The following is a 14,273-nucleotide window of genomic DNA, read 5'->3' as shown; positions in this document are numbered from 1 at the left end:
TTATGAATTATTTGCTGACAATAGAATATGAAGGAACCCGTTACGAAGGATGGCAGAGACAGAAGAAAACCACCCAGACGATTCAGGGAAAGCTGGAACAGGTATTATCCAGAATGACAGAAAAAGAGATTGAGATCGATGGGGCAGGGCGGACGGATGCCGGGGTTCATGCGAAGAATCAGACAGCCAGTGTGCATCTGGCAAAGAAATGGGATCCGAAGGAGATTTTGCAATATATGAATCAGTATCTGCCGGAAGATATCTGTGTAAAGTCTGTGGAACCGGTATCGGAGCGGTTTCATGCAAGACTCTGGGCGGAAGGAAAATGTTATTCTTACCGGATTGGAACGGATGAGCAGAAATCGGTGTTTGACCGGAAGTTTCGGTATCATCTGGGGGAAGCGCTGGATGTAGAGGCGATGCGCCGGGCAGCACAGGATCTGGTGGGAACCCATGATTTTAAATCGTTTTGTGGCAATCCGAAGATGAAGAAATCTACGGTGCGGACGATTACGGATATAGTGATTGAAGAGTCGGAGCATGAGATACGGATTGTGTATACGGGAAATGGTTTTCTTCAGTATATGGTCAGAATCTTAACCGGAACTTTGATTGAGGTTGGGCAGCATAGGAGGGATGCGGACAGTATGCCGGAGCTGTTTGAGAGGATGGAGCGGAAGTTTGCGGGCGTTACGGCGCCGGCAGAGGGGCTGTGTCTTGAACGCGTATTTTACTCGAAAAAATAGGAGAAAAGAGTTTTTATGGAGGCGGACGCGGCAGTCATTGCTTCGGTCTGCTGGCAGCGTGGGCAGGGGAACTTTGAGCTAGCCGCCCACAAAGTGCTGCCTGCAGACCGAAGCAATGACTGCCGCTGTGCGTTGGCGAGAACTCTTGTGGTCGGTATGGGGAGATTTTTTCGAAAAAGGTGGAGAAAGATGAGAAAAAGAAGAAACATTCATTAATAAGTGATAAGAAAGAGTTCTAAATAAATTTAAGATATAAAAAGGAAGATAGTTGTGTACATTAAGATGTACTGCTATCTTCCTTTTTATAGTATCTGATATTTTGCAACAATGTTCACCGCTGGATAGCAATGAAAGTATTTATTCCGGGTATACCAGTCGGTCTTCTTTGATGTCGGTTAAGACTTCGGTCAGGAAGCGGTTGGCCAGGTAGTTTGCCATGGACAGGTTCATGTCCAGGTAGTTGCCGCAGTCTTTTGGGGATGCGCCCGGGACTTCGTCGTGGTAGTCGCGGATGAAGGTGAACATCTCGGTCATCAGCGGGACGATGTCTCCGGAGGTGTAGTCACCTGCCAGAAGGAGATAGAAGCCGGTGCGGCAGCCCATTGGTCCGAAGTAGATGGTTTTGGAGCCGAAGTCCGGGTGATTTCTTAAGAAGGTGGCTCCCAGATGTTCGATGGTGTGTACTTCTGCAGTGTTCATCACCGGTTCTTCGTTCGGGGATGTCATACGGATATCGAATGTGGTGATCAGGGAATCGCCGACCGGGTCTTTGCGGGATACATATACGCCCGGCTGAAGTTTTAAGTGATCAATAGTAAAACTTGTAATTTTCTGCATAATAAAACAACCTCCTGTGTAATGATGTACTCACAAAATCGGACACAGAAAGATCTCGGGAGTACATGGATTATCGCTCTTTTCAGAAACAGGCAGTGTCTGCACCTGTTCGCTGAAAGCTATTATAACATAGTTTGAACTATTTCACAAAATAAACATATTTTGATAACAAATTGACCACAAACCTTTTCTATACTATAGCCATAAACAAAGAAGAAAGAAATAAAGAAAATTAGTAACTATTCAGTAGCCACTGTCCCGCGAGGTGTTTTGACATGAATATGTCAAAATCCCGAGACATACAAGCCAAAATGCCATCACCGAAGGTGATTTTTTATGCATTTTGGCTCGTAACTGTGAAGGTACTGAACAGTTACGAAAATTAAAAGATTACATTTACATAAACAGGAGGAATGACTTATGGAAGAATATGGAAGTTATAATTGGAATCAGCAGGGAAATGAACCGCAGAATAATACACCGATGGAACCGAAAAAACAGCCGGGAAAGAGAAATGGAAACGGAGCCAGATGGGCAAAGAAAATCGGTGCAGTAGCACTGAGTGCCGTACTTTTCGGAGGCGTAGCCGGGGGTGTATTTACCGGGGTGACTTATGCAACCGGTGCGACAGCAAAAGCACAGTCCACGCAGACAGACAGCAGCAAACAGGAAACAACGAAGACCACATTGCAGACCACAACATCTTCAGGCAGCACGGGAAGCAGTGCTTCCGCACAGAGTCTGGATGTTTCTTCTATTGCCAAAAATGCGATGCCGTCGATTGTTGCAATTACCAATAAATCTGTACAGGAAGTACAGGATTATTTCAGTATGTTTTCGAGAGGCAGCGGTACACAGGAACAGGAAGTAGAAAGCCAGGGTTCCGGTATTATTATCGGACAGAACGACAGTGAACTTCTGATCGCCACGAATAACCATGTAGTAGAAGATGCAGATACCTTATCTGTATGTTTTGTGGATGACCAGGCCTACGAAGCAACTGTAAAAGGAACAGATGCAGATAACGATCTGGCAGTTATCGCCGTGAAACTTTCAGATATTTCTGATGACACCATGTCTCAGATTAAAATTGCAGAGATCGGTGATTCTGATCAGCTGCAGGTAGGGGAACAGGTGGTAGCTATCGGTAATGCACTGGGCTATGGTCAGTCTGTAACGACCGGTATTGTAAGTGCGGTAAATCGTCAGCTGGAAGACTCTGACTCCGAGAACGGATTTATCCAGACAGATGCAGCAATCAACCCTGGTAACAGTGGTGGAGCTCTTCTGAATATGCAGGGTCAGGTGATCGGTATCAACTCTGCAAAACTGGCATCTACAGAAGTAGAAGGTATGGGATATGCTATTCCGGTAAGTACCGCTTCTCCGATCTTTGAAGATCTGATGAACCGCCAGACAAGAACAAAAGTAAGCTCTGATCAGGCAGCTGCTCTGGGTATCAAAGGACAGACGGTGGACAGTTCCATCGCAGAAGCTTATGGCATTCCACAGGGTGTCTATGTAGCAGAAGTGGAAAAAGGAAGTGCTGCTGAAAAAGCCGGCATCACATCCGGAAGTGTCATCACAAAATTTGATGGAACTTCTGTAAAATCAATGGATGACCTGAAGAGTCAGCTGGAGTACTATGCAGCGGGAGAAACCGTAGATCTGGTTGTAAAAATCGCGGATAACGGAAGTTACGTGGAAAAATCACTGACGATCACACTGGATAAAGCAGATACTTCAACCACTGCACAGAACAGTCAGCAGGGACAGAATCAGCCGGGAGCATCCGGACAGGACGGTAATCTGCAGGGATCTATTTTGAGATAAATATACAGAAATCACAGACAACATAAAGATGGAAAAACATAAACCGGCTGACAGAAAGACAGCCGGTTGGCGAAAACAAACAAAACGGGAAACTCGATGCAAAGAGTTTTCCGTTTTGCTATATATTGTATGAGACTATGACATCTAAATCTGTTGATGTGTAGTTCGACCTGTTATGCATCCTCAAAAGCCACCTGATTTTTCCGGAAAAATTTCCGAACCATTTCATCCCACACCCGGTCCAGCTGTTTGTCCAGGGTGAAAATTTTCAGAGAAGTGCCGGTAGTACAAAGAAGCTGCTTCCCGTCAAACTGACAGTTCAGGTACAGACCGTAGATGTCTTCAGGCTTCAGTGCTATGCCGCTTTGCGAGAGCAGCTTTTCCACATTGGAAGAGGAAAGCTGGAAGACAATCTTAAAATTCAAAGGTGTGCGTTTCCCTTTGATTATGGAAAAACACTGCGCCTGCACATCTTCCCACAGACAGTACGTCCGCATGGGTTTCTGTTCGGAATCAAAAAATTCTTTATGCAGTTGTCCATCCAGAGTATAAGTGACAAAGGTGGTAAAAGAAGCTTCCACAAAAGAAAAATGCTGAAACATTTCTCCAATAAATAATTTTCCGGTAAAATCTTTCAAATCTAAAATACGAAGTGCTAACAAATAAAATCCTCCCAATGTGATATGACATAATGGTTATCCGGTATGGCAATTCAGGAAAACCAGTTGTTTTTATGAAAAAACCAGATTTCGATCAAAACAATAACAGCGCAGATACCGATCAGAATCCCGTAGGCGTGGGGGGCAGAAAGTTCCGGCATATGAGAAAAATTCATGCCATACCACCCGGTGATAAGCGACAGTGGGAAAAAGATCGTGGTTACTACGGTGAGAATCCGCATGGTGCGGTTCTGCCTGGCATCAATCTGAGACTGCTCCATTTCACGAATCTGCAGGGCATATTCCCGAAGCATCTGGGAATGATCATAGAGCCGTTCGATCCTGGATGCATACAGAGAAAAAATCTGACATTCTTCTGCCTGAAAAAAGTGGTTGGAATTCTCTTCCAGATCCTCACAGAAATCAGACAGCTGCTGATAATAAGAATGCAGGATCAGAAGTCGTTTGCGGATGTGCATAAGCTGTGCGGAAGAGTCAGAGATCGTGTGTTTTATGATTTTTTCTTCCAGATCACTCATGTGCTGTTCCAGTTCCTGTAAAAACAAGGCATCTTCCAGTGTAAGTGTGCCGATGAGCTGACACAGAAATTCTGCGATGGTCTTACAGTTCAAAAGTTCCCCCTCTTCAAGAATTGTAAGAATCGCCTGGATATGTTTCGAATCATCAACGAGAACCAGCAGATTTTTATTCATATAGAAAGAAATGGATAAAACAGTCTCTTCAATACTTCTTTTATCGGGAATCAGAAGGGTTCCCAGGATACAGTCCTTGAACATTTCTGCTTTGCAGTATCGGATATTGTGATTTTGCATGTTCCTTGCGAGGATATGATAATAGGGGAGAGAATGATAGCGCTGTTCACACTCTTCAGTGGAAACAAGAGATATCACCACATCAGTGTCTTTCGGCTGATAATATTCATCCAGCATTTCCATGGAACTGTTCAGTAAATAATCCATACAACCTCCAAGTTATAATTTAAAAAAACAGATATCAGTATTATAAACCAAAAGACACAAAAAGAACATAGAAAATCTCTTTTCAATTTTCTGAAGATATGATATAGTAAGATGTAGTATTGAAAACTATATCAGGTAGGCGGAATTACAGGGTGTGACGAAGTCCAAAAGCGAAAGCTGTAATCCTGCGATGATGAGAAAAGATATGGATACACAGTTATGTAGAAAATATATAATGCTGGAGGCAGGAAGTAATGAAATATAAAATAATTGTAGATAGTTGTGGAGAATTGACACCAGAGATGAAACAGGATGAACGTTTTGCATCGGCAGCACTGACTCTTGAAGTGGGAGCAGATACTATTGTGGATGATGATTCCTTTGATCAGGCAGATTTTTTAAGAAAGGTAGCAGCATATCCGGAGTGTCCGAAATCAGCATGCCCGTCTCCGGAAGTTTACCAGAGAGGGTTTGAGGCAGATGCGGAACATCTGTATGCGGTGACTCTTTCCGCTGAACTGAGTGGTTCCTATAATAGTGCGGAGCTTGGAAAAAGCCTGACACTGGAAGAACATCCGGATAAGAAAATTCATGTATTCAACTCAAAAAGTGCTTCGATAGGGGAGACACTGATCGCACTGAAGATCCAGGAATGTGAAGAAGCAGGCATGGAATTTGAACAGGTTGTGGAAACTGTGGATGCTTATATCGAATCTCAGCACACGTATTTCGTACTGGAGAATCTGGAAACACTGCGAAAAAACGGGCGACTGAGCAGAGTAAAAGCACTGGTGGCTTCCGCATTGAAGATTAAACCGGTAATGGGTTCCACACCGGAAGGCACTATCTGTCAGCTGGATCAGGCGAGAGGAATCAATAAAGCACTGGTTAAAATGGTTGATTATGTAAAAGAAGGAGAAAACAACAGCAGTGACAAAGTACTTGCTATCAGCCACTGTAACTGTCCGGAGAGGGCACAGATGGTAAAAGAGGCACTTCTGGAAAGAATGCAGGTGAAAGACGTGATCATTCTGGATACCGCCGGGGTGAGTTCCATGTATGCGAATGACGGTGGGATTATTGTTGCGATGTAACCATGCAGAAGGCAGCATTCCACAGTTACTGGTTATTGGTAATATCCCGCGAGGCGTTTTTTGTGAGCGAAGGTCACAGAAAACCCGAGACATATCGCGCGAATTTATGCGATCAGCATAAATTCTGTGCATCGCGCAGCGTGTTACTGGGCACGGAGTGTACAGTAATATCCCGCGAGCAACAAGCCAAACGTTTTAAAAACCTTCTTTGCTTTTAACGTGTGATATGTTATAATTGTCAGTATGAGATATGCAGCTGTCCCAATCTCCAAAAGACAGCGGCAAAACTGAAAGCAAAGGAGCACACTTATGAGTCAGGCGAAAGTAGATAATTATAAAAAGAGTAAAGCCAATCGCCAGAAAATCATGAAAAGAGAAAAAATCATGCATCGTCTGGAGATGGTATGTATTGCCCTTGTCTGTGTGGTTTTCGTTGGATGGATCGGATATTCCGTATATGCGAAAATTGACAGAGCACAGGGTACTGCGCAGGAAACGGTAGAATTTGATGCAAGCGCGGTACAGAATTATGTCAGTGGACTGACACAGGACTAAAACAGACAAGGAGCTGAAAATATGAAGAGAGTATTATTAAAATTAAGCGGAGAAGCACTGGCTGGCGAAAAGCATACCGGATTTGACGAAGCAACCGTAACTGAGGTCGCAAAACAGGTAAAAGTTCTTGTTGAGGAAGGTGTGGAAGTCGGTGTGGTAATCGGTGGCGGAAACTTCTGGAGAGGAAGAAGCAGCGAGACCATAGATCGGACAAAAGCAGATCAGATCGGTATGCTTGCAACTGTTATGAACTGTATCTATGTATCTGAGATTTTCCGTTCCGTAGGAATGAAAACGGAGATCTTTACGCCGTTTGCCTGTGGAGCTATGACAAAACTGTTTTCCAAAGATGAGGCAAATGCATGTTTTGCAGAGAAGAAAGTCGCTTTCTTTGCAGGCGGAACCGGACATCCTTATTTCTCAACAGATACAACTACCGTACTTCGGGCCATCGAGATTGAGGCAGAGACTATTCTTCTTGCAAAAGCAGTGGATGGTGTTTATGACAGTGATCCGAAGACGAATCCGAACGCTAAAAAGTACGACAGCGTGCATATTCAGGAAGTCATTGACCAGAAACTGGCAGTGGTAGATCTGACTGCATCGATTCTGTGTATGGAAAATAAGATGCCGATGCTGGTATTCGGACTGAATGAAGAAAACAGTATTATCCGTGCAGCAAAGGGAGAGATTGACGGAACAAAAGTTCTGGTAGACTAAAAGCGAAATAAAAAGGTGTTACTCAGACAGAGTGAACAGTAACAAAAAGACAGACCAGGAGGAAATATACATGGATGAGAGAATTGTAAAATATCAGGAAAAAATGGATAAGACACTGGCCAATTTGGACAGTGAATTTGGAACAATCCGTGCAGGAAGAGCCAATCCTCACGTACTTGACCGTATTATGGTAGAATATTACGGAGCACCGACACCACTGCAGCAGGTAGCCAATATCTCTGTACCGGAAGCCAGGATGATCCAGATTCAGCCGTGGGAAGGATCTCTGGTAAAAGAAATTGAAAAAGCAATCAATATGTCAGATCTGGGAATCAATCCGACTAATGATGGTAAAGTCATTCGTCTGGTATTTCCGGAGCTTACTGAAGAACGAAGAAAAGATCTTGTAAAAGAAGTTAAGAAAAAAGGCGAAGCTGCAAAAGTAGCTGTCCGCAATATCCGTCGTGATGCAAATGATATGCTGAAAAAGCTGGGAAAAACTGATGTGTCTGAAGACGAAATTGCTGAGCTGGAAGATTCTGTTCAGAAAATGACAGATAAGTTCATCAAAAAAGTAGATGAAGCAGTGGAAGTAAAATCAAAAGAAATCTTAACTGTGTAATATCATGTACTTCCGGAGTACGTAAAAAGCTGAGGGGCATCAACATATGGAAAACGATCCATTGTATGGTGTCCCTTTTTCAATGAGCAAAGGAGAATTGTATGAGAGTACCAAATCATATTGCTATCATCCTTGACGGCAACGGTCGCTGGGCAAAAAAAAGAGGCATGCCGAGAAGCTTCGGCCATGTCAAAGGATGTGAAAATCTGGAAGATATCTGTGAAGTGGCAAAAGAACTGGGAGTAAAATATCTGACTGTTTATGCCTTTTCCACAGAAAACTGGAAACGATCCAAAGAAGAAGTGGATGGGCTGATGAAGCTGTTTCGGAATTATCTGAAAAAATGTATTAAGATCTCACAGAAAAATAATATGCGTGTAAAAGTGATCGGAGATATCACCGCCTTTGATTCGGATATTCAGGAAAGTATCAAAAAACTGGAAGATTTTTCCAAAGATTTCACAGATCTGCATTTTCAGATCGCACTGAATTATGGAAGCAGAGATGAAATCACCAGAGCAGTGAACCGGATGCTGGAAGATCAGAAAGCCGGAAAGCTGGAGACACCGGTGAGTGAAGATACGATATCAGATTATCTGGATACGGCCGGGATCCCGGATCCGGATCTGATGATCCGTACCAGCGGAGAACTGCGGTTGTCTAATTACCTGCTGTGGCAGCTGGCATATAGCGAATTTTATTTTACCGATGTGCCGTGGCCGGATTTTAAAAAAGAAGAACTGATAAAAGCAATTGAAAAATACAATGAGAGAGACCGCAGATATGGCGGTGTAAAGGAGGAATAGGATGTTTAAGACAAGATTGATCAGCGGAATTGTCCTGGTGATCCTGGCACTTGCTACAATTATCTGTTCCGGACCGGTGCTTCTGGTGACGTTGATCGGAGTTTCCTGTATCGGTATGCAGGAATTATACCGGGCAGCGGGTGTCCATGAAGGAAAGACAAACGGACTGGAAATTGCCGGTTATCTGGCAGTTGTGATTTATTATCTGACAATTGCTTATCTGCCGGTAAGTTATCATCTGCCGGCAGTGATTCTTGGTGTACTGGTAATGATGTGCATTTTTGTATTTACGTATCCAAAATATCAGAATAAACAGATCATGACTGCGTTTTTCGGTATGGTTTATGTGGGTGTGATGCTGTCTTATATCTATCAGACCCGCGTGCTGCCGGGTGGAGCTTTTCTGGTATGGCTGATCTTTTTATGTTCCTGGGGATGTGATACCTGTGCATACTGTGTGGGTGTACTGATCGGAAAACATAAGATGGCACCGGTATTAAGCCCCAAAAAATCTATTGAGGGAGCTGTCGGAGGTGTTCTCGGTGCTGCACTTCTGGGAGCGATTTATGCGGCAGCGACGGGCGCTTATAACCCGAATCCGGCTCATACACCTCTGAGTTACGCGATCATCTGTGGTGTGGGAGCACTGGTATCTATGGTGGGAGATCTGGCTGCTTCTGCGATTAAGAGACAGGAAAATATCAAAGATTATGGAACCTTGATCCCCGGTCATGGCGGTATTCTGGATCGGTTTGACAGTGTGATCTTTACTGCACCGGTTATTTACGCACTGGCGATTACTCTGATGTAAAATGATGCATAGGACGTGGAGGAGAGAACATACTATGGAAAAAACAATTGCAATTTTAGGGTCGACCGGTTCTATCGGAACGCAGACTCTGGAAGTAGTAAGAGAAAATCAGGATATCCGGGTGGCCGGTTTGAGTGCAGGAAGTAATATCACTCTGCTGGAAAAACAGATCAGGGAATTTCATCCGTCTCTGGCAGCAGTCTGGGACGAAGAGCAGGCGAAGATCCTGGCAGGAAAAGTTCGCGATCTGGATGTAAAAGTCGTCAGCGGCATGGATGGGCTGTTGCAACTGGCACAGATGGAAGAAAGTCAGATCCTGGTCACGGCGATCGTAGGAATGATCGGGATCCGCCCGACTATCGCGGCCATTCAGGCGGGAAAAGATATTGCACTAGCCAATAAAGAGACACTGGTAACGGCAGGGCATCTGATCATGCCGATGGCAAAAGAAAAAGGAGTACAGATCCTTCCGGTGGACAGTGAACACAGTGCAATTTTTCAGGCGATTCACGGAGAGGATAAGAGAGAGATTCATAAATTGCTGATCACAGCATCCGGCGGACCATTCCGTGGAATGAAAGCATCAGATCTTGCACATGTAAAAGTGGAAGACGCACTGAAACACCCGAACTGGGCGATGGGACAGAAGATCACGATCGACTCGGCAACGCTTGTCAACAAAGGACTGGAAGTGATGGAGGCAAAGTGGCTCTTTGACGTGGATCTGGATCATATTCAGGTTGTGGTACAGCCAAAGAGCATCATTCATTCGATGGTAGAATTTGTCGATGGTGCGGTGATGGCACAGCTCGGTACACCGGACATGAAACTGCCGATCCAGTATGCACTGTATTATCCACACAGAAGGTATCTTCCGGGAGAACGGCTGGACTTTAAGACACTGACAGAGATTACGTTTGAGGAACCGGATATGGAGACGTTTCTGGGGTTGCCGATGGCGATGGAAGCATCACGGAGAGGTGGCAGTATGCCGACGGTTTTCAATGCGGCCAATGAGCGGGCAGTTGCAAAATTCCTGCATGGACAGATCGGATTTCAGGATATTTACCGAAGCATCCGGGAGGCCATGGATCGTCACCAGGTGATCGAACATCCGTGTCTGGAAGAAATTCTGGAAACTGAAGCAAAAACCTATGAATGGATGGAAAGCAGGTGGAGTGTTTGAGTAGTATAATCGCTGTTCTGATTCTTGGTATCGTAATTATCGTACATGAGTTCGGACATTTTTTACTGGCAAAGACGAATGGCATCGTGGTGGAAGAATTTTCTGTGGGAATGGGACCAAGGATACTGTCAACGCAGCGGGGAACAACGAGGTATTCACTGAAACTGATTCCTTTTGGTGGTTCCTGTATGATGCGGGGGGAAGATGGAGAGGATAACGCAGAAGGGACATTCAACAGCAAATCTGTCTGGAGACGTTTTTCCGTCATTGCCGCAGGACCGATTTTTAATTTTATTCTTGCATTTTTCGGTGCAATGATTATTATAGGTATTATCGGATATGATCCTCCGGTTATCACACAGGTAAAAGAAGGAACACCGGAAGAAGCTGCAGGGCTGAAAGAAGGCGATCTGATCACTTCCTTTGATGGGAAGAAGATTTATCTGGGAAGAGAGCTCTATTCTTATCTGACACTGGAAGGGCTGGAAGATAAAGCGATTGCAGTTACTGTAAAAAGAGATGGGAAAAAAGAAACTCTGACCTATCATCCTGCAACGGAAGAACGTTATATGCTGGGATTCAGTTATAATCCGGATGAAAGTCAGGCGCAGATCCAGTCGGTAACAATCGGTGGTGCACTGGCAGATGCGGGGATTCAGGCAGGTGACTACATTGCGGCGGTGGATGGTAATGAAATTGCATCCGGTGAGGCGTTGAGTCGGTATTTCGAAGATCATCCGCTGACAGATGAGAAAATAACGCTGACATATCTGCGGGATGGACTGGATTATGATGTGGAGGTGACTCCTCAGGCGGTCAACTATGTGGAACAGGGATTTTCTTACAATCTCGGACGGGAAAAAACAAGTGCGCCGGGTGTGATCAAGTACAGTGCTTTGGAAGTGCGTTACTGGATCAACAGTACGCTGGAAGGCTTGAAACTTCTGATCAGCGGAAAGCTGGGAATGGACAGTCTGTCCGGTCCGGTGGGAGTGGTGAATGTGATCGGAGATGCTTATAAGGAGAGCAAAAGTGAGGGCACACTGATGACCTGGCTTACGATGATTAATATGATGATTCTGATTTCCGCGAATCTGGGAGTTGCCAATCTGCTCCCGCTTCCGGCACTGGATGGTGGCCGACTGGTATTTTTACTGATTGAGGCAGTGAGAGGAAAACCGGTGAACCGGGAGGCGGAAGGTATGGTACATTTTGCAGGACTGCTTTTGCTGATGGGACTGCTTGTGTTTGTTACGTTTAAGGACATAAGGGGACTGTTCTGAGAACAGCGGTGTGGAACTGTAATGGAGTATGATGAAATGACATGAAAAAAAAGGACAAAATCAGAAAAATCATTGTATATAGTCTGGCGGTTATCTTTCTTTTGGGAAGCATTCAGGTTCATGTGCCATCTGGCAATCCGCAGTGGATGTTATCGGAGAAGGAGACAGTACTCACTTCTTTTTCGGAAGATATGAAACTGGTAGATTGCAAGAAAGAGGAAAATGAAAACGGGCCTTTCAATGAGGGAAAAGAAGAAAACCGGCAGTCCCAGGACGGTGAACGGTTGCTGTATTATCTGGCACTGGGCGAGTTTCTGATGTTTCTCGGGACTCTGCTTTCAGGGACTGGACAGATTGAGAAGTTCAGCAGGAAGTATCTGGAGCGGATGGTGTATGTGATCCGTTATATGCAGGATATGGACGGTCGAAAAAAGCATCATTTCTGTTATGAATAAAGAGATATATTTTTATAATAGAAAGGATGTTTATTAAAAATGGAAACGTATAAATTCTTACTGGATCTCTGCCTGATCCTGTTATCAACAAAAGTCCTGGGGCTTCTGACCAGAAAATTCAGTATGCCACAGGTTGTAGGTGCACTGCTTGCCGGAGTTATTCTCGGCCCTGGTATTCTCGGAATTATTACACCGACTGACTTTATCAGCGATACAGCGGAAGTTGGCGTAATCGTCCTGATGTTCTGTGCCGGTATGGAGACGGATGTACAGGAACTGAAAAAAAGCGGCAAATCCGCACTGATCATTGCATTGATCGGTGTACTGGTACCTCTGGTTGGTGGCTATGCCGTAGCAGCGTTCTTTAACCGTCCGGGTATGCTCGAATCAGATGCATCCTGCAGTCTGTTTTTGCAGAATGTATTTATCGGTGTGATCCTGACAGCAACTTCCGTAAGTATCACAGTTGAGACACTGAAAGAACTTGGAAAATTAAAAACCCGTTCCGGTAACGCGATTCTTGGTGCGGCAGTTATCGATGACATTCTTGGTATCATTGCACTGACACTGATCACCAGTATGGCAGATGAATCAGTTAAGATTTCAATTGTGTTACTGAAGATTATTGGTTTCTTTATCTTTGTTGCTGTGGCAGGATTTATTTTCTATAAGTTCTTCAGCAAATGGAGTGCGGGGGAAGGTACAGGTCTGCAGAGACATGTAATCGTATCCTTTGTATTCTGTCTGTTTATGTCCTATGCGGCAGAACAGTTTTTTGGCGTTGCCGATATCACTGGAGCTTATTTTGCAGGTCTGATTATCTCTATGACCCAGAGAGAGCCGTATATCGCATCCAGATTTGACGTGCTTTCTTATACATATCTTTCACCGATCTTTTTTGCAAGCATCGGTCTGAAGGTAAGTCTTCCGGAAATGAATGGTACGATCGTTGCATTTGCGGTTGTGCTTACCATTGTCGCTATCCTGACCAAAGTAGTCGGATGTGGTCTGGGTGCAAAGCTCTGTCACTATAAGAATTATCAGGCGATTCGTATCGGTGTGGGTATGATCTCCCGAGGTGAGGTTGCGCTGATCGTGGCAAGTAAGGGAGAGAGCCTGGGACTGATGTCGACGGCGGTTATGGGACCGGTTGTTATCGTGGTTATCCTGACGACCATTATTGCGCCGATTCTGCTGAAACCGGTATTCAAACGGGGACCGGAGACAACACCGGATCCGAATGTGGATATGTCTAAGAATTATGAGGCGATTAATAAGTTCAGGGAAGGTAAATAATATTTTGTTGTGATGTTCTGTTCAAGGCGGACGAAACCGGGGGACTCACATAGAAAAACAGACACCCGCTGGTAACGCACAGCTGAGCTAGTCACCAACTACGACTAGATTCACGATGGTCGGCTGATCATCGCGAAAGTCTACGTAGGTGCCGGATCTCATCTGTGCTATGGGCACCAGCAGAAGGGTGTCTGTTTTTCTATGTGAGTCCCCCGGTTTCTGTGCATCGCGCAGTGTGTTGCTGGGCATGGGGGAACGTTAGCCAAAATGCCGGCTGGGTTGAGACGGAAGATGATAGAAATTGACAGTGAAATACTGAGGCTTTATAATAGAAATAAAGAGAAATGATATATCATTTAAGATGAAAGGATATAAGCGTGGAGAAAGAGT

Annotated in this window: 15 protein-coding genes; 12 read left to right on the top strand and 3 right to left on the bottom strand. The window is 44.7% G+C overall.

All coding sequences use genetic code 11. The features are described 5' to 3' along the window. The first annotated feature begins 2 nt into the window (after window positions 1-2). Window positions 3-746: a tRNA pseudouridine(38-40) synthase TruA gene (gene truA, locus MSA64_RS02610; protein WP_154432450.1), complete on the top strand. Its 744-nt coding sequence runs from the start codon at window positions 3-5 to the stop codon at window positions 744-746. 357 nt (window positions 747-1,103) lie between these two features. On the opposite strand, the gene MSA64_RS02605 is transcribed toward truA, so the two are convergent. Further along, window positions 1,104-1,583, bottom strand: a complete 480-nt coding sequence (locus tag MSA64_RS02605) for an S-ribosylhomocysteine lyase (RefSeq protein ID WP_022170880.1) — start codon at window positions 1,581-1,583, stop codon at window positions 1,104-1,106. 420 nt (window positions 1,584-2,003) lie between these two features. Between MSA64_RS02605 and MSA64_RS02600 the strand changes: the two genes are divergently transcribed. After that, the gene (locus tag MSA64_RS02600; protein WP_270377327.1) at window positions 2,004-3,416 is read left to right on the top strand and encodes a S1C family serine protease; all 1,413 of its coding nucleotides are present in this window, start codon (window positions 2,004-2,006) and stop codon (window positions 3,414-3,416) included. Window positions 3,417-3,589: 173 nt separating this feature from the next. Here MSA64_RS02600 and MSA64_RS02595 read toward each other — a convergent pair whose 3' ends face one another. Both MSA64_RS02595 and MSA64_RS02590 read right to left on the bottom strand, forming a co-directional pair. Further along, complete coding sequence (locus MSA64_RS02595) at window positions 3,590-4,078, bottom strand: DUF5721 family protein (RefSeq protein WP_022170878.1); 489 nt, start codon at window positions 4,076-4,078, stop codon at window positions 3,590-3,592. A gap of 50 nt (window positions 4,079-4,128) precedes the next feature. Then, window positions 4,129-5,055, bottom strand: coding sequence for a magnesium transporter CorA family protein (locus MSA64_RS02590; protein ID WP_118315900.1), 927 nt, complete (start codon window positions 5,053-5,055; stop codon window positions 4,129-4,131). Window positions 5,056-5,309: 254 nt separating this feature from the next. Between MSA64_RS02590 and MSA64_RS02585 the strand changes: the two genes are divergently transcribed. The 10 genes from MSA64_RS02585 to MSA64_RS02540 all read left to right on the top strand — a co-directional run bounded on the left by MSA64_RS02585 (window position 5,310) and on the right by MSA64_RS02540 (window position 13,883). Beyond that, complete coding sequence (locus MSA64_RS02585; RefSeq protein WP_118315901.1) at window positions 5,310-6,149, top strand: DegV family protein; 840 nt, start codon at window positions 5,310-5,312, stop codon at window positions 6,147-6,149. 309 nt (window positions 6,150-6,458) lie between these two features. Beyond that, window positions 6,459-6,704, top strand: coding sequence for a hypothetical protein (locus tag MSA64_RS02580; protein ID WP_022170875.1), 246 nt, complete (start codon window positions 6,459-6,461; stop codon window positions 6,702-6,704). A gap of 21 nt (window positions 6,705-6,725) precedes the next feature. Then, window positions 6,726-7,424 (top strand): UMP kinase, encoded by a 699-nt coding sequence (gene pyrH, locus MSA64_RS02575; protein WP_022170874.1) that lies wholly within the window; start codon window positions 6,726-6,728, stop codon window positions 7,422-7,424. Between the two features lie 70 nt (window positions 7,425-7,494). Next, window positions 7,495-8,046, top strand: coding sequence for a ribosome recycling factor (gene frr, locus MSA64_RS02570; RefSeq protein WP_022170873.1), 552 nt, complete (start codon window positions 7,495-7,497; stop codon window positions 8,044-8,046). A 101-nt stretch (window positions 8,047-8,147) separates the two neighbouring features. Further along, the gene (locus MSA64_RS02565; RefSeq protein ID WP_154432453.1) at window positions 8,148-8,852 is read left to right on the top strand and encodes an isoprenyl transferase; all 705 of its coding nucleotides are present in this window, start codon (window positions 8,148-8,150) and stop codon (window positions 8,850-8,852) included. Window position 8,853: 1 nt separating this feature from the next. Beyond that, a complete protein-coding gene (locus tag MSA64_RS02560; protein WP_277664220.1) occupies window positions 8,854-9,663 on the top strand; it encodes a phosphatidate cytidylyltransferase in 810 nt (269 codons plus the stop codon). A 34-nt stretch (window positions 9,664-9,697) separates the two neighbouring features. Further along, window positions 9,698-10,849 carry a 1-deoxy-D-xylulose-5-phosphate reductoisomerase gene (gene dxr / locus MSA64_RS02555; protein ID WP_022170870.1) on the top strand — a complete coding sequence of 384 codons (1,152 nt, stop codon included), beginning with the start codon at window positions 9,698-9,700 and terminating at the stop codon, window positions 10,847-10,849. Continuing rightward, entirely contained in the window at window positions 10,846-12,132 is a 1,287-nt protein-coding gene (gene rseP, locus MSA64_RS02550) for an RIP metalloprotease RseP (protein ID WP_235904518.1), read from the top strand. The genes dxr and rseP overlap by 4 nt, the downstream gene beginning before the upstream one ends. A 41-nt stretch (window positions 12,133-12,173) precedes the next feature. Then, window positions 12,174-12,587: a hypothetical protein gene (locus MSA64_RS02545; protein WP_154432455.1), complete on the top strand. Its 414-nt coding sequence runs from the start codon at window positions 12,174-12,176 to the stop codon at window positions 12,585-12,587. A 39-nt stretch (window positions 12,588-12,626) separates the two neighbouring features. Then, a complete protein-coding gene (locus MSA64_RS02540; protein ID WP_118574487.1) occupies window positions 12,627-13,883 on the top strand; it encodes a cation:proton antiporter in 1,257 nt (418 codons plus the stop codon). The last annotated feature ends 390 nt before the right edge of the window (window positions 13,884-14,273 follow it).

Origin of the sequence: Oliverpabstia sp., assembly GCF_022785585.1 — a bacterium.
Classification (GTDB): domain Bacteria; phylum Bacillota; class Clostridia; order Lachnospirales; family Lachnospiraceae; genus Oliverpabstia; species Oliverpabstia intestinalis.
The sequence above is the reverse complement of the archived record's forward strand: the minus strand, read 5'-3'. Positions and strand labels throughout refer to the sequence as shown.